Annotated in this window: 14 protein-coding genes; 3 read left to right on the top strand and 11 right to left on the bottom strand. The window is 70.9% G+C overall.

Annotated elements, in window-relative coordinates; genetic code table 11:
- Positions 1–30 precede the first annotated feature (30 nt).
- Positions 31–1,584 (top strand): MFS transporter, encoded by a 1,554-nt coding sequence (locus IE124_RS29155; RefSeq protein ID WP_189512018.1) that lies wholly within the window; start codon positions 31–33, stop codon positions 1,582–1,584.
- Between the two features lie 174 nt (positions 1,585–1,758).
- Here the strand turns inward: IE124_RS29155 and IE124_RS29150 are convergent, their stop codons facing one another.
- The 4 genes from IE124_RS29150 to IE124_RS29135 form a co-directional block, all read right to left on the bottom strand.
- Complete coding sequence (locus tag IE124_RS29150) at positions 1,759–2,670, bottom strand: ADP-ribosylglycohydrolase family protein (RefSeq protein WP_189512015.1); 912 nt, start codon at positions 2,668–2,670, stop codon at positions 1,759–1,761.
- Between the two features lie 12 nt (positions 2,671–2,682).
- A complete protein-coding gene (locus IE124_RS29145) occupies positions 2,683–3,342 on the bottom strand; it encodes a histidine phosphatase family protein (protein ID WP_189512013.1) in 660 nt (219 codons plus the stop codon).
- A 103-nt stretch (positions 3,343–3,445) separates the two neighbouring features.
- A complete protein-coding gene (locus IE124_RS29140) occupies positions 3,446–4,051 on the bottom strand; it encodes a YdbC family protein (RefSeq protein WP_189512012.1) in 606 nt (201 codons plus the stop codon).
- 42 nt (positions 4,052–4,093) lie between these two features.
- Positions 4,094–4,924, bottom strand: coding sequence for an arylamine N-acetyltransferase family protein (locus tag IE124_RS29135; protein ID WP_229832961.1), 831 nt, complete (start codon positions 4,922–4,924; stop codon positions 4,094–4,096).
- Between the two features lie 146 nt (positions 4,925–5,070).
- On the opposite strand from IE124_RS29135, the gene IE124_RS29130 reads away from it, so the two are divergent.
- A complete protein-coding gene (locus tag IE124_RS29130) occupies positions 5,071–5,601 on the top strand; it encodes a TerD family protein (protein ID WP_189512008.1) in 531 nt (176 codons plus the stop codon).
- A 123-nt stretch (positions 5,602–5,724) separates the two neighbouring features.
- Here IE124_RS29130 and IE124_RS29125 read toward each other — a convergent pair whose 3' ends face one another.
- Together IE124_RS29125 and nrdR are read right to left on the bottom strand one after the other, a co-directional pair.
- The gene (locus tag IE124_RS29125) at positions 5,725–8,625 is read right to left on the bottom strand and encodes a vitamin B12-dependent ribonucleotide reductase (RefSeq protein ID WP_189512006.1); all 2,901 of its coding nucleotides are present in this window, start codon (positions 8,623–8,625) and stop codon (positions 5,725–5,727) included.
- Positions 8,626–8,797: 172 nt separating this feature from the next.
- Positions 8,798–9,307 carry a transcriptional regulator NrdR gene (gene nrdR / locus IE124_RS29120; protein ID WP_189512004.1) on the bottom strand — a complete coding sequence of 170 codons (510 nt, stop codon included), beginning with the start codon at positions 9,305–9,307 and terminating at the stop codon, positions 8,798–8,800.
- Between the two features lie 451 nt (positions 9,308–9,758).
- On the opposite strand from nrdR, the gene lexA reads away from it, so the two are divergent.
- Positions 9,759–10,547, top strand: a complete 789-nt coding sequence (gene lexA, locus IE124_RS29115; protein WP_024754934.1) for a transcriptional repressor LexA — start codon at positions 9,759–9,761, stop codon at positions 10,545–10,547.
- Positions 10,548–10,630: 83 nt separating this feature from the next.
- Here lexA and IE124_RS29110 read toward each other — a convergent pair whose 3' ends face one another.
- The 5 genes from IE124_RS29110 to IE124_RS29090 all read right to left on the bottom strand — a co-directional run bounded on the left by IE124_RS29110 (position 10,631) and on the right by IE124_RS29090 (position 18,670).
- A complete protein-coding gene (locus IE124_RS29110) occupies positions 10,631–12,604 on the bottom strand; it encodes an ATP-dependent DNA helicase (RefSeq protein WP_189512002.1) in 1,974 nt (657 codons plus the stop codon).
- A 50-nt stretch (positions 12,605–12,654) separates the two neighbouring features.
- Positions 12,655–14,484 carry an IucA/IucC family protein gene (locus tag IE124_RS29105; RefSeq protein WP_370468835.1) on the bottom strand — a complete coding sequence of 610 codons (1,830 nt, stop codon included), beginning with the start codon at positions 14,482–14,484 and terminating at the stop codon, positions 12,655–12,657.
- Between the two features lie 61 nt (positions 14,485–14,545).
- Positions 14,546–15,289, bottom strand: coding sequence for a GNAT family N-acetyltransferase (locus tag IE124_RS29100; RefSeq protein WP_189512000.1), 744 nt, complete (start codon positions 15,287–15,289; stop codon positions 14,546–14,548).
- Between the two features lie 53 nt (positions 15,290–15,342).
- Complete coding sequence (locus IE124_RS29095) at positions 15,343–17,196, bottom strand: IucA/IucC family protein (protein WP_189511998.1); 1,854 nt, start codon at positions 17,194–17,196, stop codon at positions 15,343–15,345.
- A gap of 37 nt (positions 17,197–17,233) precedes the next feature.
- Positions 17,234–18,670 carry a diaminobutyrate--2-oxoglutarate transaminase family protein gene (locus IE124_RS29090; RefSeq protein WP_189511996.1) on the bottom strand — a complete coding sequence of 479 codons (1,437 nt, stop codon included), beginning with the start codon at positions 18,668–18,670 and terminating at the stop codon, positions 17,234–17,236.
- Between the last annotated feature and the right edge of the window lie 119 nt (positions 18,671–18,789).

The raw sequence follows: 18,789 nt of genomic DNA, 5'->3' as shown, positions 1-18,789 counted from the left end.
GTTCACTAATTCTTCCGTGGGGGATCCATAGTGACAACTTCTCCGGTGGACACACAGACCAAGAACAGCCCTGCTCGCGCCGGAGGCCGGCCGGGCATCGCCCTGGCCGTCATCGCCGCCTGCCAGCTCATGGTCGTCCTCGACGCCACCATCGTGAACATCGCCCTGCCGCACATCCAGGACGCGCTCTCCTTCTCGACCACCGACCTCTCGTGGGTGCTCAGCGCCTACACCCTCACCTTCGGCGGGCTGCTACTCCTCGGCGGACGCGCGGGGGACATCCTGGGGCGCCGCCGGGTGTTCATGGCCGGCATCCTCGTCTTCACCTTCGCCTCGCTGCTCGGAGGCTTCGCCCAGGAGCCCTGGCAGCTGCTCGCCGCACGGGCCCTGCAGGGCGTCGGCGGCGCCATCGCCTCGCCGACCTCGCTCGCGCTGATCACCACGACGTTCCCCGAAGGGCCTGAGCGCAACCGCGCTTTCGGCGTGTTCGCCGCCGTCTCCGCCGGTGGTGGCGCGATCGGACTGCTCGCGGGCGGCATGCTCACCGAGTGGCTCGACTGGCGCTGGGTCCTCTTCGTCAACGTACCGATCGGCCTGCTGATCGCCTTCCTCGCCCCTCGCTACATCGCGGAGTCCGAACGCCACCCGGGCCGCTTCGACGTCGCGGGCGCCATGACGTCGACACTCGGCATGGCGGCGCTGGTCTACGGGTTCATCCGCGCGTCCGAGAAAGGCTGGAAGGACTCGCTGACCATCGGCTCGTTCGTCGCGGCCGTGGTCCTGCTGGTGGCCTTCGGGCTCGTGGAGTCGAGGGCCAAGGAGCCGATCACCCCGCTGAGGATGTTCGCCGAGCGCAACCGCTCGGGCACGTACGTCATCATGCTCAGCCTGTCGGCCGCGATGTTCGGCATGTTCTTCTTCATCGTCCTGTGGGTCCAGGACGTCCTCGGGTACAGCCCGATCCAGTCCGGTCTCGCCTTCCTTCCGGTGACGGTGGCGATCGTCACGGGCGCGGGGCTGGCACAGCGGCTGCTGCCGGTCCTCGGACCGAAGCCGTTCATGGTGAGCGGCTCGGCGATCACCGGGATCGGCCTCTTCTGGCTGACGTTCATCACCTCGGACAGCAGTTACGCCGGGGCCGTCCTCGGCCCGATGGTCCTGTTCGGCTTCGGCATGGGGCTCAACTTCGTGACCCTCACGCTGACGGCCGTCTCCGGGGTGGCCCAGCACGAGGCGGGCGCCGCGTCGGGCCTCCTCAACGCCACCCAGCAGGTCGGCGGTTCGCTCGGCCTCTCCATCCTGGTCACGGTCTTCGGCACGGCGAGCCGCGAGGAGGGCCTGAAACAGGCGCCCGACTTCCTCGCGAACGCGACGCCCGAGCAGCAGGCGGAGGTCGCGAAGACCGGGGAGCTTCCCGCGCCCTGGGGCCATGAGGTGCTGACATCGGGCATCTCCTCGGCGTTCACCGCCGCCGTCGGGATGGTGCTGATCGCGCTGGTGACGGCGGTACTGGTGATCCGGGTCCGCAAGAGCGACCTGGAAGCACTCAGCGGCCGGGCGGAGGCGGCAGGCCCGGCGGCCTGACCACGAGCCCTTCCGCCCGCCGTACGCCCCTAGAGCACGCCCGTACGCCCTGGAGTACGCCTGTGCGCCCCTACGCCACCGAGAGCGTCCGCGCACGCCCCGTACGCCTCGGTACGCCTCCGAGTACGCCGATGTCCCCCGGCCCCCTGCCCGGGCCGGGGGACATCGCGGGTCTCAGACGGCCGACCCGTCCGGGACCCACCCCGGAAGATCCTCGGTCTGCCGCAGCCACTCGGCCGGCGGAGTCCCCCGCACCGCGGAGGCCACGACGCCCCCGGCGATGGCGCAGGTCGTGTCGACGTCACCCCCGACCTGCGCGGTCGTCCAGAACATCCGCTCGAAGTCGCCCAGGGCCCGCGCCGCCGACCACAGGGCGAAGGGCACGGTGTCGTGCGCGCTGGTCCGCCGGCCGCTGCCGAGCACCGCGGCGACCGTGCCCGCGTCCCCGTAGTCGAGCATGTCGCGCGCCCGGCGCAGCCCCGCTCCGACCGCGCTGCGCGGCACCAGAGCGACGACGCCGTCGAGCAGTGCCTCGGGCGTGGGCGGTCCGGCCGGGTCGGCGGCGAGGGCGGCGGCGGCCGCCACGGCCATCGCGCCCACCACGGCCTCGCGGTGCTGGTGTGTCGTGTACGCGGAGATCTCGGCCTGGTGCGTCGCCTGCTCCGGGTCGTCCGCATACCAGGCGCCGAGCGGGGCGATCCGCATCGCGGCGCCGTTGCCCCAGGACCCCTGCCCGTTGAAAAGGGCGGCGGACAGCTCCCGCCAGTCCCCGCCCTCCCTGATGAGCCGGAGCATCCGGTTGACCGCCGGACCGTAGCCGCGGTCGAAGTCGTGGTGGTTCGCGAAGGACAGGGCGAGGGCGTCCTGGTCGATGCGGTCGTGGCCGGCGAGGACGGCCAGGACGGAACAGGCCATCTCGGTGTCGTCGGTCCACTGCCAGGGGCCGGGCGGCAGCTCGCGCCGCTTCAGCAGGGGGTAGTGGGCGGGTACGAAGAACTGGGAGCCCAGGGCGTCTCCCACGGACAGCCCGCGCAGGCTGGCCAGGGCGCGGTCGAAGCGCCGGTCGAGTGAGGAGTCAGCGGTCATCGCTCAGCCACTCTATCCGGTGCGCCCGTACGGTTCCGGGGTACGCCAGCGTTCGAACGGCCTGTCCAGCCGGTATCTCCCGTCCTCGCCCAGCAGGAGCGTGCGGCTCTCGGCGTTGGCGGGGTTCGACAGGGACTCGAAGTCCGCGACCGTCCAGTGGAACCAGCGCATGCAGAACAGCCGCATGGTCAACCCATGGGTGACGAGCAGGACGTTCGGGGGGTGGTCGGGGGCCTCGAAACTGCGGTAGAGGCTTTCCAGGAAGGCGCCGACCCGGTCGTAGACGTCCGCTCCGGACTCGCCCTGGGCGAAGCGGTAGAAGAAGTGCCCGTACGCGTCCCGGTACGCCTTCTGCAGGCGTACGTCGTCCCGTTCCTGCCAGTTTCCCCAGTCCTGCTCCCGCAGGCGTGGCTCCTCCCGCACCCGCATCTGCTCCCGGGGCAGCCGGAAGGCCCGGAGGGTCTCGTGCGTGCGGCGGTACGGCGACACGTACACGCTGACCTGCTCGTCCCCGAACAGCTCCCGCAGCCGCTCCCCCGTCTCCTCCGCCTGCCGCCACCCGGTCTCGGTGAGCCGGAGCGCGTGATCGGGCTCGCGCTCGTACACCGTGTCATCGACATTGCCCTCGGACTCTCCGTGCCGTACGAGAACGATGCGCCGCGGTCGTGCCATACCCCGACCCTAGATCGCGGACCGGTGCAAGGCTCGGTCGAGGTCCCCCTCGGAGCCACCCGGTGTAGGTCCCGGCGTGTGGACGGGGCCGCCCCGCGCGTCCTCAGACCGTCCAGGCCGTGTCGAGCTGCACCACGTCGCCGGTCAGCGCCGCCACGTCGGCATCGGTCCTCGCGCGCAGGCCGAGCCGCTCGACGCGCTCCACCCGGTACTTGCCGTGCTCCGCGGCGGACCGCCACATCGAGAGCACCAGGAACTCACTGCCCGGCGCCTCGCCGAACAGGCCCCGCAGCATGCCGGGGGATCCGGCCATCGCCGGGTTCCACACCTTCTCCTGCATGAGTGCGAAGTGCTCGGCCCGGTCCTCGTGGACACGGCAGTGCGCCACCCGTGCCACGTCGGCGTCGGTGAATTTCGGCTCGAACCCCGTCTTCACGTCGAAGCGGTGGTCGAAGAGCTTCACCTGGAGGTCCTTGAACGTGCCCACCTGCGAGGCCGCCAGACGATCGTGCGACCGCGCCATAAAGGAGTCGTAGAAGGCCCGGCTCTCCCAGAACGCGAAGATGTGGGCGACATCCGGCCGAGCCCGGCTCCACCCGCCGCCCTGGCCCCGGAATCCCGGCTCACCGAGCAGCCCCGCCCATTTTCGCTGTCCCCGCTCGAACCCTCGACGGTCCACCACGGTGCAGCGAATCCACTTGACCAGCACCGCGCCATCGTACGGGCCTCGCGAGCGCCCCGGCAGTACGCGTCAGACTCGCTCCGTGTGCACCCGTTCGAGGCCGGCACGCTCCTCGTCGTCCACCTCGATGCCGAAGTCCTCCTCCAACGTCGCCGCCAACTCACCCACGGTCACCACCCGTTCCTCGGTGGCACCGTCCGTCCGCACGCTCGTCAGCGTCTCGCGCACCAGCGCCCTGCGCACCTCGGCCCCGGGCTGCTGCGCCACGACCTGGCCGAGGAAGCGCGACTCCGGGTGGCTGCTGCTGAAGTGGTTCATGACCATGAAGTCGGCCGGGTACAGCGTCTGTGGCGAGAACGCGTACAGATCGGTCCAGCCGTGCGGACGCAGGGTGCGCAGGACGTGGATGCCCTCGCCCTCGACCTTCGTCCCGAACGTCCAGCCGCCCTGCTCCACGCGCGCGCCGTCCCTCAGAGGCACCGGCTCCAGCGGCCCCTGCCAGCCGAACCCCGCGTCGGCGAGCCACTGTTCGCCCTCCACCTGGACGACCAGCAGTGCGTGCGTGACGGGTGGCAGCGCCGCACCCCGGGTGCGGTTGCGGGCTCCGCGCCCGGCGACCGGGAAGCCGATCCGCTCCAGCGCCGCCGCGAGGAGCGAGTTCTGTTCGTAGCAGTAGCCGCCTCGGCGACGGCCGACGAGCTTGGCCTGAAGGCTCTTGAGGTCCAGGGGGACCTGTCGGCCGAGCGCCACGTCGAGGTTCTCGAAGGGAATGGACCGGACGTGCGCCCGGTGTATCGCCTTCAACGTCCGCAGATCGGTGGAGAGTTCCCCGTCCCGTCCGATGTCGTAGCCGATTCGAGCCAGATAAGCGTCGAGATCCAGCTCGTCACCACTCCACAAACCGCTCTCCCCCTCCACCGTCGGGTCCACTGTCGTAGGCCCATGACACCATGAGCAATCTCCCCGCGACCACGGGCTTTCGAGCGTGGCGGGGCGACGGTCGAGGCGAGGCGTGCGCGGGGGCGTGCGTGGAGAGGGGAAGCACCGTGAGCGGACTCAACAAGGGCGTGGCGAAGGTCGAGGTGACGCTCAAGTGGGACCCTGCCCCGACGGGCACGCCGGCCCACGACCTGGATCTCGTCGCCGGCGTCTTCACGGCCGACGACCCGCACGGCTCCCCGGTCTACCTGGTGCACTTCGGCAGCCGCTCCCCCGACGGCACGATCACGCTCCACCGCGACAGCCGTACGGGCCAGGGATTCGGCTACGACGAAGCGATGACGCTGGAGCTGGACCGGCTGGCACCCAAGTACGCGCGCGTGGTGGTGGGCGTGACCGTGCAGCAGGGTGGCGGCAGGCTGGTCTTCGGCGACATAGCGAACACCGGCATACGTATCCGCGAGGGGTACACCGACCTGCTGAACCACGACTTCGCGGACGTGCAGGGCGCGCTGTCGGCGACGGTCGTGGAGTTCACCCGGGACGGCGCGGACGGCTGGTCGTACCGTCCGATCAGCCGCGGCTTCGACGCCGACCCCCGCGCCTTCGCGACGCTCCTCGGATCCGCACCCGCCTGAGGGGCTCCCCCACGATGACGCGAGAGAGGGCGCCGACCGATGGTCGACGCCCTCTCTCAGGTGAGGCTCAGCGCCCCTGGCGGCGGTAGCTCACCGCCGCCCGGGACGCGATACCGCTCGCGGTCAGCTGCAGCCGCTGGTGGAACCGCAGCCCTCGCAGATGTAGCAGGAGCCGGCGCGCTGCATCTTCGTACCGCAGGAGAAGCAGAGCGGGGCGTCGGCGCTGATGCCGAGCTGCATCTCGACGAGCTCCGCCGAGGTGTGCGCCTGCTTCACGGCCGGGACCTCGACCTGCGGGGCCGGGACCGGGGCCGCGACGGCCTTCAGTTCCTGGGCGCGGGGCGCGGACTGGGCCAGCGCCTCGACGTCGACCTCGTCCTCCTCTGCCTGCTCGTACGAGCCGGTGTCGAGGTGGCGCTGACGCTCCTCGGCGGAGTGGATGCCGAGGGCGGAGCGGGTCTCGAAGGGCAGGAAGTCGAGCGCCAGGCGACGGAAGATGTAGTCGACGATCGACTGCGCCATCCGGACGTCCGGGTCGTCCGTCATGCCGGCCGGCTCGAAGCGCATGTTCGTGAACTTCGAGACGTAGGTCTCCAGCGGAACGCCGTACTGCAGACCGACGGAGACGGCGATGGAGAAGGCGTCCATCATGCCGGCGAGGGTCGAGCCCTGCTTGGACATCTTGAGGAAGACCTCGCCGAGACCGTCGTCCGGGTAGGAGTTGGCGGTCATGTAGCCCTCGGCGCCACCCACGGTGAAGGAGGTGGTGATCCCCGGACGGCCCTTGGGCAGACGCTTGCGGACCGGACGGTACTCGACGACCTTCTCGACGGCCTCGCGGATCGTCGCCTCGGACTTCGCGGTGACCTCGGCCTTCTCGTCCTCCTTCTTCTTCGCGGAGAGCGGCTGGCCGACCTTGCAGTTGTCGCGGTAGATCGCGAGCGCCTTGACGCCCATCTTCCAGGCCTCGAAGTAGACCTCCTCGACGTCCTCGACCGTGGCCGTCTCCGGCAGGTTCACGGTCTTGGAGAGGGCGCCCGAGATCCACGGCTGGATGGCGGCCATCATGCGGACGTGGCCCATCGCGGAGATGGAACGCTCGCCCATCGCGCAGTCGAAGACCTCGTAGTGCTCGGCCTTCAGGCCGGGGGCGTCGATCACATTGCCGTTCTCGGCGATGTGGGCGACGATCGCCTCGATCTGCTCCTCCTGGTAGCCCAGGCGGCGCAGGGCCTGCGGGACGGTGCCGTTGACGATCTGCATCGAGCCGCCGCCGACGAGCTTCTTGAACTTGACCAGGGCGAGGTCGGGCTCGAGGCCGGTGGTGTCGCAGGACATCGCGAGACCGATGGTGCCGGTCGGGGCGATGACCGAGGCCTGGGCGTTGCGGAAGCCGTTCTTGGCGCCGAGGCGGATCACGTCCTGCCAGGCCTCCGTCGCGGCGGCCCAGATCGGCGAGTCCAGGTCGTCCATGCGGACGGCCTTGGTGTTCTCGTCGGCGTGCTGCTGCATGACGCGCTGGTGCGGCTCGGCGTTGCGGGCGTAGCCGTCGTAGGCGCCGACGACCGCGGCGAGCTCGGCGGAGCGCTTGTACGAGGTGCCGGTCATCAGGGAGGAGATGGCACCGGCGAGGGCGCGGCCGCCGTCGGAGTCGTACGCGTGGCCGGTCGCCATCAGCAGGGCGCCGAGGTTGGCGTAGCCGATGCCGAGCTGGCGGAAGGCGCGGGTGTTCTCGCCGATCTTCTCGGTCGGGAAGTCGGCGAAGCAGATGGAGATGTCCATCGCCGTGATGACGAGCTCGACGACCTTGGCGAAGCGCTCGACGTCGAAGGACTGGTTGCCCTTGCCGTCGTCCTTGAGGAACTTCATGAGGTTCAGCGAGGCGAGGTTGCAGGACGTGTTGTCCAGGTGCATGTACTCGCTGCACGGGTTCGAGCCGTTGATGCGGCCGGACTCGGGGCAGGTGTGCCAGTGGTTGATCGTGTCGTCGTACTGGATGCCCGGGTCGGCGCAGGCCCAGGCGGCCTCGGCCATCTTGCGGAAGAGCGACTTGGCGTCGACCTCCTCGATGACCTCGCCCGTCATGCGGGAGGTGAGACCGAACTTGCCACCGGACTCGACGGCCTTCATGAACGTGTCGTTCACGCGGACGGAGTTGTTGGCGTTCTGGTACTGGACGGACGTGATGTCGTCGCCGCCCAGGTCCATGTCGAAGCCCGCGTCACGGAGGGCGCGGATCTTCTCCTCCTCCTTGACCTTGGTCTCGATGAAGTTCTCGATGTCGGGGTGGTCGACGTCGAGGATGACCATCTTGGCCGCACGGCGGGTCGCGCCGCCCGACTTGATGGTTCCCGCGGAGGCGTCGGCGCCGCGCATGAAGGAGACCGGGCCGGAGGCGTTGCCGCCGGAGGAGAGCAGCTCCTTGGAGGAGCGGATGCGGGAGAGGTTCAGGCCGGCGCCGGAGCCGCCCTTGAAGATCATGCCCTCTTCCTTGTACCAGTCGAGGATGGACTCCATGGAGTCGTCGACGGACAGGATGAAGCAGGCGGAGACCTGCTGGGGCTGCGGGGTGCCGACGTTGAACCAGACCGGCGAGTTGAAGCTGAAGATCTGGTGCAGGAGGGCGTAGGCCAGCTCGTGCTCGAAGATCTCGGCGTCGGCGGGCGACGCGAAGTAGCCGTACTCCTCGCCGGCCTTCGTGTACGTCTTCACGATCCGGTCGATGAGCTGCTTGAGACCGGTCTCGCGCTGCGGGGTGCCGACGGCTCCGCGGAAGTACTTGCTGGTGACGATGTTGACCGCGTTCACCGACCAGAAGTCGGGGAACTCGACGCCACGCTGCTCGAAGTTGATCGAGCCGTCGCGCCAGTTGGTCATGACGACGTCACGACGCTCCCAGGCCACCTCGTCGTACGGATGCACGCCAGGGGTGGTGTGGATGCGCTCGATACGCAGGCCCTTGCTCGCCGACTTGGCTCCCTTGTTGCGGGAACCACGTGCCGGGCCGCTCGCCGTCTCTGTCATGCCGCCTCCCATATACGGGCAAAACACACTTTGGCGCCCAGAAAGTCCCAGGGCACCGTCTTCTGTACGTCTTTCGGTACTGCTGCCACGAGGACCGCGCGGGTCACCCGGGGCACGTCTGTCGGGCCGCTCGGCGGCCGATCGCCGGGCCGTGGTCGGCCCGGACCGCCGATCAGTCGGCGGCGGTGGCGGGAACGGGGACCTCAGGGGTCGCCCCGGTCCCGCGGTTCTCACCGGGCGACCGCTCGCGGAGTTCCACGATGGCGGTCTCGAAGTCTTCGAGGCTGTCGAAGGCCTTGTACACGGACGCGAAGCGCAGGTACGCGACGAGGTCGAGCTCCTGCAGGGGACCGAGGATGGCCAGACCCACGTCGTGGGTGGTCAGCTCGGCGCTGCCGGTGGCGCGCACCGCCTCTTCGACCCGCTGGCCGAGCTTGGCGAGGGCGTCCTCGGTGACCGGTCGCCCCTGGCACGCCTTGCGCACACCCGAGATGACCTTGGTGCGGCTGAAGGGCTCGGTGACACCGGACCGCTTCACGACCATGAGGGAACACGTCTCCACCGTGGTGAAGCGGCGGGAGCAGTCGGGGCACTGCCGGCGGCGTCGGATCGACGTCCCGTCGTCGGTGGTGCGACTGTCGACGACACGGCTGTCGGGGTGCCTGCAGAAGGGGCAGTGCATGGCTTCCGACCCTCCCTCACGGCACGACTGATGAGCCTCGCCCGACCCGTCAAGGCCCTGCGAAGCGACCTCCAGCATAGGTGATGCGAGCGGCCCCGGCAGACCGGGGACCACTACCCCTGGGTGGTCGATGCCATCCAACCACTAGATCTTGGGTTAGGGGCGATTCCGACCCTTGCGCGTGTCGCGGACCGCCCGCTCCCACGTCCCAACCCTTCCGGGTGCGACACTGGGAGTGCACACCGGATGTCCGCGAACCCAGCGGCGAAGGCTACCGTAATGACCGAATTGGGTTCGCGGGGTGCTGCGGAGTGACGGTACTCATACACCCCCACGCATACACGCGTAAGGCAATCTGCGAATTTTCACTCGAACGTGTGTTTGGCGCAACCTTTCGAAAGCCACTACCGTTGTGCCAGCCAGGGAGACAAATTCGAGAGGGGCCGACGACGTGACCACCACCGCAGACAGTGCCACCATCACCGCCCAGGACCGCTCCCAGGGCCGACTCGAGCCGGTGCACGCCATGAATGACGCAGCCATGAACGGCGAGGAGCCCGGGCGACCCGCCCGCGCCCTTCCCGGGCGACCTCCAGGCATCAGGGCCGACAGCTCCGGCCTCACCGACCGGCAGCGCCGGGTGATCGAGGTCATCCGGGACTCGGTCCAGCGGCGCGGCTACCCGCCGTCGATGCGCGAGATCGGCCAGGCCGTGGGACTGTCCAGCACGTCGTCGGTGGCTCACCAGCTCATGGCGCTGGAGCGCAAGGGCTTCCTCCGCCGTGACCCACACCGCCCCCGGGCGTACGAGGTGCGCGGCTCGGACCAGCCGAGCACCCAGCCGACGGACACCACGGGCAAGCCCGCCGCCTCTTACGTCCCCCTGGTCGGCCGGATCGCCGCCGGTGGCCCGATCCTGGCCGAGGAGTCCGTCGAGGACGTCTTCCCGCTCCCCCGGCAGCTGGTCGGCGACGGCGAGCTGTTCGTCCTGAAGGTCGTCGGCGACTCGATGATCGAGGCCGCCATCTGTGACGGCGACTGGGTCACCGTCCGCCGCCAGCCCGTCGCGGAGAACGGCGACATCGTCGCCGCCATGCTCGACGGCGAGGCCACGGTCAAGCGTTTCAAGCGCGAGGACGGGCACGTCTGGCTCCTCCCGCACAACGCGGCGTACCAGCCGATCCCCGGCGATGAGGCCACCATCCTCGGCAAGGTCGTGGCGGTGCTCCGGCGCGTGTGACACCTCGCCGGCTCTGACCGGGCCCCGGGACCCACTGCGCCGGTCCCGGGGCCCTGCCGTGCGCGGAGACGCACGGCAGGGGATCAGTCGCTCGCCGCCTTCGAGGCCGCGTCGATCGCCGCCAGCGACTTCCGCACCTGGTTGCGGTCCGTGGTGTACCAGAAGTCGGGCAGCGAGGACTTGAGATAGCTGCCGTACCGCGCGGTGGCCAGCCGGGGGTCGAGCACCGCGACGACACCGCGGTCACCGGTCGCCCGCACGAGCCGACCGGCGCCCTGCGCCATCAGGAGAGCCGCGTGCGTGGCGGCGACCGCCATGAAGCCGTTGCCACCGGCCTCCTCGACCGCCTTCTGGCGCGCGCTCATCAGCGGGTCGTCCGGCCGCGGGAACGGAATCTTGTCCATGACGACCAGCTGGCAGCTGGCGCCCGGGACGTCCACGCCCTGCCAGAGCGAGAGCGTGCCGAAGAGGCAGGTCTTCGGGTCTGCGGCGAAGTTCTTGATCAGCTCACCGAGGGTGTCCTCGCCCTGCAGCAGGATGGGCAGCTCCGGAATCCTGCTCCGCAGCTCCTCCGCCGCCTGCTGGGCAGCCCGCATCGAGGAGAAGAGGCCGAGCGTACGGCCGCCGGCCGCCTCCATCAGCTCGGCGAGCTCGTCGAGCATGTCGCCCCGCTCACCGTCCCGCGCGGGCCGTGACAGGTGCTTGGCGACGTACAGGATGCCCTGCTTCGGGTAGTCGAACGGGGAGCCGACGTCGATGCCCTTCCAGACCGGCAGGTCGTCTCCCGTGGTGCCCTCGGGCGCGAGGCCGAGCGAGGCCCCGACCCCGTTGAAGTCGCCGCCGAGCTTGAGGGTGGCCGAGGCCAGGACGACGGAGCGCTCCGTGAAGAGCTTCTCCCGCAGCAGGCCCGAGACCGTCAGCGGAGCCACCCGCAGCGATGCTCCGAACCGGTCATGCCGCTCGTACCAGACGACGTCGTACTCCGAGCCCTGAGTGATCCGCTCGGCGACGCCGTGGACCGTCTCCACGGAGGCCATGGCCTGCTTGCGGACGGCGTCCTCGTCCTGCACGGACCGGTCCCGGGTGGAGCCCAGTGCCGTGATCACGGCGCGGGCCGCGTCGCGCAGCGCCATCAACGCGTAGGCGAGGTCCTCCGGGATCTTCTCCAGACGGCCCGGCAGGGCGAGCTCCATGACCCGCTCGAAGCCCTCGGCGGCGGTCTGCAGCTGGTCGGCGACCTTCTCGTCGACGAGCTTCGAGGACCGGCGCACGACGCGGTTGACCTGGCCGGGGGTGAGCTCGCCCGTGGCCACACCGGTGACCCGGGAGACCAGCTCATGCGCCTCGTCGACGATCAGCACCTCGTGCTGCGGGAGCACCGGGGCGCCCTCGATGGCGTCGATGGCGAGCAGCGCGTGATTGGTCACCACGACGTCGGCGAGCTTGGCCCGCTCGCGGGCCGCCTCGGCGAAGCACTCCGCCCCGTACGCGCACTTGCTCGCCCCCAGGCATTCCCGGGAGGAGACCGAGACCTGGGACCAGGCTTTGTCGGAGACGCCCGGTGTCAGATCGTCCCGGTCGCCGGTCTCCGTCTCGTCGGACCAGTCACGCAGTCGCAGCAGGTCCTGGCCCAGCTTGCTGGAAGGGGCGGCCGCCTCGAAGGGGTCGAAGAGGCCGTCCTCCTCGTCCTGCGGGACGCCTTCGTGGAGCCGGTGCAGGCAGAGGTAGTTCGACCGGCCCTTGAGCATGGCGAACTGCGGGCGGCGGCGCAGCTGCGGATGCAGCGCGTCGACCGTCCGGGGAAGGTCGCGCTCGACGAGCTGGCGCTGGAGCGCCAGTGTCGCGGTGGCGACCACGACCCGCTCCCCCTGGGCCAGCGCCGGCACGAGATAGCCGAGCGACTTGCCCGTGCCCGTTCCGGCCTGGACGAGGAGGTGGGAATTGTCGTCGATTGCCTCGGCAACGGCCTCGGCCATGGTGACCTGGCCAGGGCGCTCCGTGCCGCCGACAGCGGAGACGGCGGCATGGAGGAGGTCGGGGAGGGATGGCTTCGTCATAGCGCTTCCAGCCTACGGGGCGGCACTGACAGCCCGGTCACGCGCACGCCTCACGCGAGCGGGTTGGGGACGGTCCCGTGGACGGCCGCGTGCGGGCGCTCGGGCCGGTCGCGGTAGCCGTCCAGATGCAGACGGTTGCGGTTGAGGCAGAGCCGCTCGATCCGGGGCGTGAGGAGGTCGAAGAGCTCGAACCGTTCCTTCAGCTCGGGGAAGCGCGCCTGGTGGCGCAGGATCTCCGCTCGGACGAGGGACCAGAATTCCGTCTCGGGGAAGGCCAGTTGTTCCTCGCAGAGCGGCGCCAGGTAGCGGAAGACACCGACGAAGAGCCCCGATTGGATGAACTGGGTGAGGAAGTCGGGTTCCTCGGTGAGCAGCACCGAGCGGACGTCGCCCGGCATGGTGTCGTGCTCGGGGAGCGGCTGGGCGCTGACGTTCACGTCGTCGACGAAGTCCTTGATCGCCAGACGTACGGGGACGTCCTCTCCGTCGCAGACGACGATCGCGTTCTCGCCGTGCGGCGAGAAGACCGTGCCGTACCGGTAGAGGAAGTGCAGCAGCGGGGGCAGCAGGGCGCCGAAGAGGTGCTGGAGCCAGACGGCGGGAGCGAGTCCCGACCGCTCGACGAGCTCCGCGACGAAGGCGCGCCCGTTCGGATCGGTGTGGAGGAGTGAGGCGAGGGTCCGGGCGCGCTCGCCGGGGGGCAGTCGGAGCGGCTCGCGCCAGATCGCGCCGAGGAGTTCCTTGTACTGGTACGGGACTTCGGGCAGCCGGTCGTAGAGGGGGTGCTCGACGGTGACGGATGCGACCTCGCCGAGGAGGATCACTCCGCACTCGTCCCGCAGGAACGCGTCGCCGTCGCGCAGTCCTTGGACCCAGGCGGTCACGGCGGGGGCGGCGACGGTCCGCTCGGTGGGCAGGCCGCGCCAGACGAGCGTGTTGAGCACCGACAGCGGGAGCTTGACGGTGTGGCGGTCGGGTCGGCTGGTGTTGAGGAAGGTACGGACGGACTGCTGGGGCAGGCGGAGGTCGCCGTCGGCAGAGAGTGGAACGACGGTGCCCGCGGCCACGGCCGGGGCGTAGAGCGGGAGCAGGACCTCGTCCCACTGCCAGGGGTGGACGGGCAGCAGGAGGTAGCCGTCGGGTTCGTGGCCGCGGGCGGCGAGCTCGGCGCGGAAGGCGGCGTGGACCTCCGGGTCCAGTTCCTGGGCGTAGAGGCGGTCGGGTGTTTCGAGGCCGGCGACGCCCCGGTAGGCGGCGATGCGGTTGCTGACGGCGATCCACGGCAGCCGGGTGGCACGGCGGGCCTCGGGGGCCCAGCGGGCCGCGTCGGTGGCGGAGAAGCCGATGCGGCCCTTGTTGAGGACGAGCCAGGGGTGGCCGGTCTGGTGGCCTTCGAGGTCGGCGTAGGAGAGGTCGGCGAGCCGGTCGGCGGTGAGCGCCGTGCGGTCGAGGCGGGCGTCGGCGGTGAGGGTGGCGGAGAGTTCGCGGATGAGGTGGCCGAGGGTGGCGCCGTCGAGCCGGAGGAGTCCGCGGGCGCGGACCAGGAAGTCGAGGGGGTCGGTCATGGGCCGGCCCTCGTGGCTGATCGAGTCGGCCTCGACGCGCCAGCTTCCGTAGGCGCCGCGGCGGGCGCGGAAGGTGAGCGTGGTGCCGTCGTCGAGCGTGAGGGCGTGCTGGTCGGGCTCTCCGTCGTCGACCGGGACCGGTTCGACGATCTCCTCGTAGGCGAACTCGCCGAGGGCCTTGGCGAGGAGGCGGGCGGACACCCGGGTCCAGGTGGCGGAGGTCAGCTCGGGGGGCGCGAGCAGCTCGGGGGGCGGCGTGGTGGGGAGGGGCGTGCCGGGCTGTGCGGAGTCGTGGGGTGCAGGGGACGTCGACACGAGGACTCCTCGGGGTGGGAACCGCTGTGGGTCGAGCGGTGTATGTAAGGCAGAGGGGTTTTCACAGAGAGTGACGAAGGGGGCGGTCGCGGATCATGAGCGCGGCTCGTTTGTCGGGGAGGTCGACTTCCGCCGTGTTGCGGAAGCCGGCGCGGAGGAAGGCCGAGACGGAGGGGGTGTTGCGGATGTCCGGTTCGGCGACGACCCGGGTGCATCGGGGGCGGTGGTCGAGGACGAGTTCGGCGACGGCGCGCAGGAGGGCGGTCCCGACGCCCCGACCGCGGTCGGTGGCGCCTCCGACGAGGAGATGGATACCGGTGTCGTGGGGGCGGGCCGGATAGTGCCTGGCGAGCGGGTCGAGGTCGGCGCGGTAGAGCTCGAAATAGCTCATGGGCACGTCGTCGAGGACGCCGAGGCAGGGGACGCTGCGGCCGTCGCCCTGGAGCTGGGTGCGGAGGTGCTCGGCGGTCACGGTCTCGGGGCCCGCGAGCTCCCAGAAGGCGGCGACCGCGGGGGCGTTCATCCACCGCGCGATCAGTGGCAGGTCGCGGTCGGGGTGTACGGGTACGAGCTGGAAGGCGCCGAATCGGGTGGCGGTCGGGGCCCAGTCGGCGACGGAGTCGAGGAGGTCTCCGTCGGTTTGGTGGCGATCGGAGGAGTCGCCGTCGGGGAGGTCGGCGGCGGTGATGTCGCCGTCCGGACTCGGTGACGGGTTCCCGGCGGCGAGGAGGGCGACGAGGTCGTCGACCCTGAGGTCGAGGGTGTCGTCCCCCAGGGAATGTGCCGGGGGGTTTGTGGGTGGCACGGTGTCGCTCTCCTCTCGACGGAGTGTTCGGGGCGGGTGCTCCGACGGTGGGTTCACGTGCGGAGGGGGTTGGTGACGGTGACGTAGACGGACTGGGTGTCGACCGGCCCGACGAGCTCGTCGAGGCCGTGCAGGCGGGTGAGGAGGTTGGCCTTGCTGCGCAGGGTCGCGGCCTCCAGGAGTCGGTGCGGCAGGGGTGAGCCCAGGCTCGTGGCGGAGGTGAGGAAGCTGCGGAGGGCGGCGAGAAGGACGCGCTCGTCGGCGAGGTGCTGGGCACCGAAGGCGCCGATCAGGCCGAGGACGTTGTTGATGCCGAGGTAGTAGGCGAAGCGCTCGTCGGTGACCTGGTCGGAGACGAAGGTGTCGCTGTCGGCGCCGATGCCGGGGAGCCGGCTCTCCAGCTCGGCGCGGTGGGACTCGCGGAAGTAGTAGCCCTGGTTGTCGCGGTAGCGGCCGCCGACGGGCCAGCCGTCCTGGTCCAGGAGCACCAGGGTGTTCTGCTGGTGGGCCTCCAGGGCGATGCCGGCGTGTCCGTCGAGCCAGAGGATGGGGCGGACGACCTGGTCGAGGTAGCGGAGGAACCACTCGGCGGCGACGGCCGTGGTGGGGCGGCCGGTGCGGGTGGAGAGCCTGCCGATGATGTCGGCGAGCCGGGAGCGCATGGTGGTGGCGCCGAGCCAGGGGCGGGGGGTGGTGAGGGAGGCGATGCAGACGGCGTCGTCGCTGGGCCCGAAGGGGTTGTGGCGGATCATGACGTCGAGTCCGGGGACGGGGGTGCCGTCCGGGGCGTTCACGGCGAGCCAGGCGGGGTCGCGGACGATGTCGAAGCCGGGGTGGGCTGCCTGCCACTCGTCGACGAGGCCGGTGCGCAGGAGCCGGTGGACCTCGACGCCTCGGTGGAGTTCCTTGCGGAGGTTCTCTCGGCGGGAGTTGGTGATGCGCAGGCCGAGGGAGAGCTTGAGCATGGCTCGGGCTCCCGGGCGGTGCACGGTGCGGACCGAGGAGGTGGGGTGCCAGGGGCTGCCGTGGAGGCCGAGGTCGTGGAGGAGGCCGGCGTCGAGGAGTTCGCGGACGTCGGGGCGGTGCAGGAGCTCGCGGGCCTGCCAGGGGTGCAGGGGAAGGGGTGCGGTGCCGGCCGGGAGGGGAAGGCCCTCGGCGAGGCCGGCGGTGAGCTGTTCCGCGGTGACATGGCGGCCCTGCTCGGTCCAGGCGGAGTCGGAGCCGAGGACGGTGGGGTCGACGGCGACCCAGTGGAGGGGGAAGGAGCCGTGGAGTTCGGGTGAGTAGAGCCGGGCCTCGGCCTCGGAGAGTCCTTCGCGGCTCTTGGGGGTGGGGTGCAGGGGGTGGCCGAGCAGCAGGGACTGTTCGGCGGCGAGGAAGAGGTCGGCGTCCGGGTGGGGGTGGGGATCGCGGCGGCTCTCGCTGAGGAAGTCGGCGGTGCGCCGGGCGGAGTCGGCGACCCGGCCGACGAGTTCGGTGCCTTCGGGGCGGCCGGTCTCGCGGCTGAGCAGGGCGGCGACGGTGACGGCGTCGGCGGTGGGCGCGGTGGCCGGGAGGCCTTCGAGGGAGGGTGCGCCGAAGCGGTGCCAGCCGGTGGCCGACCAGTAGCGGACGGGAACGAGGAGGGCGGTGCCGCTGGCGTCGAGAGGGACGCGCAGGGTGCTGGAGTCGGGGGCGGGGATGTTCCTCTCCCGGATCCAGCAGCGGAGCAGGTTCTCGACGGTGGCCACGTCGGCGGCGCGCTGCGGGTCGGGGTCGTCCAGGGGGTCGGGCGCGGTGGTTGCGACGGCGGCCGGGCGGGGCGGCCGCGGGTCGTACGGTCCGATGTGCTGGCGCGGGACGGTCGGTTCCTCGACGGCGAGGGGTGCGGTGGTCTCGGTCGCCGGGGAGCTGGGGGTGGCGTTCACGGGGGTTCCTTGGGGTGGGGCCGGGGGCGGTCCGGGGTCAGTGGGACGGTCCGGGGATGGTCCGGAGGGCGCCCGTCGTGGGGGTGTGGGCCCGTTCGGCCGCGGCCAGGGCGTCGGCGAAGCGGTCGAGGACCGCGGTGGCCTGCTCGTCGGTGAGGGTGAGCGGGGGCAGGAGCCGGACCACCGCGGAGTGGCGGCCGCCGAGTTCGACGATGAGTCCGCGGGCGAGGCACTCCTGTTGGACGGCGAAGGCCAGGGCAGGGGCGGCGGGCGGGACCGGGTCGTCCGGGCCGGCCGCTTCGGGGTCGACGAGTTCGACGCCGATCATCAGGCCTCGGCCGCGGACGTCGCCGACGCAGGGGTGGGCGGCGGCGAGGCCCTGGAGTTGGCCGAGGATACGGGCGCCGAGGATGCCGGCCCGTTCGGCGAGCTTGTTCTCGCGGACGTACGCGAGGGTGGCCGTTCCAGCGGCCATGGCGAGCTGGTTGCCGCGGAACGTGCCGGCGTGCGCGCCGGGTTCCCAGGCGTCGAGCTCGGACCGGTAGACGATGACGGCAAGCGGGAGGGAGCCGCCGATGGCCTTGGAGAGGACCATCACGTCGGGCACGACGCCGCTGTGCTCGACGGCCCAGAAGGCGCCGGTGCGGCCGACGCCGGTCTGGACCTCGTCGACGACGAGCGGGATGGAGCGGTCGGCGGTGATCCGGCGCATCCGGCGCATCCAGTCGTCGGGGGCCGGGATGACCCCGCCTTCGCCCTGGACGGCTTCGACGATCATTCCGCCGGGGGTGGTGACGCCGCTCTTGGGATCGTCGAGGACGCTCTCGGTCCAGCGGGCGGCGAGTTCGGGGCCTCGGTCGCCGCCGACGCCGAAGGGGCAGCGGTACTGCTGCGGGTAGGGCAGCCGGGTCACGCGGACGTCGGTCGCTCCGCCGGAGGCGGACAGGGCTCCGGCCGTCATGCCGTGGTAGGCGCCGGTGAAGGCGAGGAGTCCGTCACGGCCGGTGGCGGTGCGGACGAGTTTGAGGGCCGCCTCGACGGCGTCCGTGCCGGCCGGTCCGCAGAACTGGATGCGGGCGTCGTCGGCGAGTTCGGCCGGCAGGGTGGCGAACAGCTCCGAGGTGAAGGCGTCCTTGAGGGGGGTGGCGAGGTCGAGGACGTGGAGCGGGGCGCCCGAGTCGAGGACCTTTCTGATCGCCTCCAGGACGACGGGGTGGTTGTGGCCGAGGGCGAGGGTCCCGGCGCCGGAGAGGCAGTCGAGGTAACGGCGGCCGTCGGCGCCCTCGATGGTCAGGCCGCGGGCCCGCACGGGGACGATCGGCAGGGAGCGGGCGTAGGTGCGAGCGGCGGACTCGCGCTGCGACTGGCGGCGCAGGATCGCCTCGTACCCTCCGCCCTGGTCCGGCGCGTCGCCCGTCGTGTTCCGCACGTGCGCGGCCGGTGCGACGGCAGGAGCTGATTCGGTCACGGCCACGGCTCGGTGTCCTCCCGCTGTAACGGTTGCGTTGCACATCAGGACGTCGTGGAGCGCCTCAAGAGCCGTCCTGAACGCCTTCGTTGTGTCCCCCGTACGTACCAACGACGGGAACTGCC

Origin of the sequence: Streptomyces narbonensis (assembly GCF_014649015.1) — a bacterium.
In the GTDB taxonomy this organism is placed as follows: domain Bacteria; phylum Actinomycetota; class Actinomycetes; order Streptomycetales; family Streptomycetaceae; genus Streptomyces; species Streptomyces narbonensis.
This window is presented reverse-complemented; position numbering and strand designations above follow the sequence as displayed.

Bases quoted from the DNA above. Each gene is read 5' to 3' on its own strand.
- IE124_RS29145 (WP_189512013.1), bottom strand. From the start codon at position 3,342: ATGGCACGACCGCGGCGCATCGTTCTCGTACGGCACGGAGAGTCCGAG.
- IE124_RS29110 (WP_189512002.1), bottom strand. From the start codon at position 12,604: ATGACGAAGCCATCCCTCCCCGACCTCCTCCATGCCGCCGTCTCCGCT.
- IE124_RS29125 (WP_189512006.1), bottom strand. From the start codon at position 8,625: ATGACAGAGACGGCGAGCGGCCCGGCACGTGGTTCCCGCAACAAGGGA.
- IE124_RS29150 (WP_189512015.1), bottom strand. From the start codon at position 2,670: ATGACCGCTGACTCCTCACTCGACCGGCGCTTCGACCGCGCCCTGGCC.
- nrdR (WP_189512004.1), bottom strand. From the start codon at position 9,307: ATGCACTGCCCCTTCTGCAGGCACCCCGACAGCCGTGTCGTCGACAGT.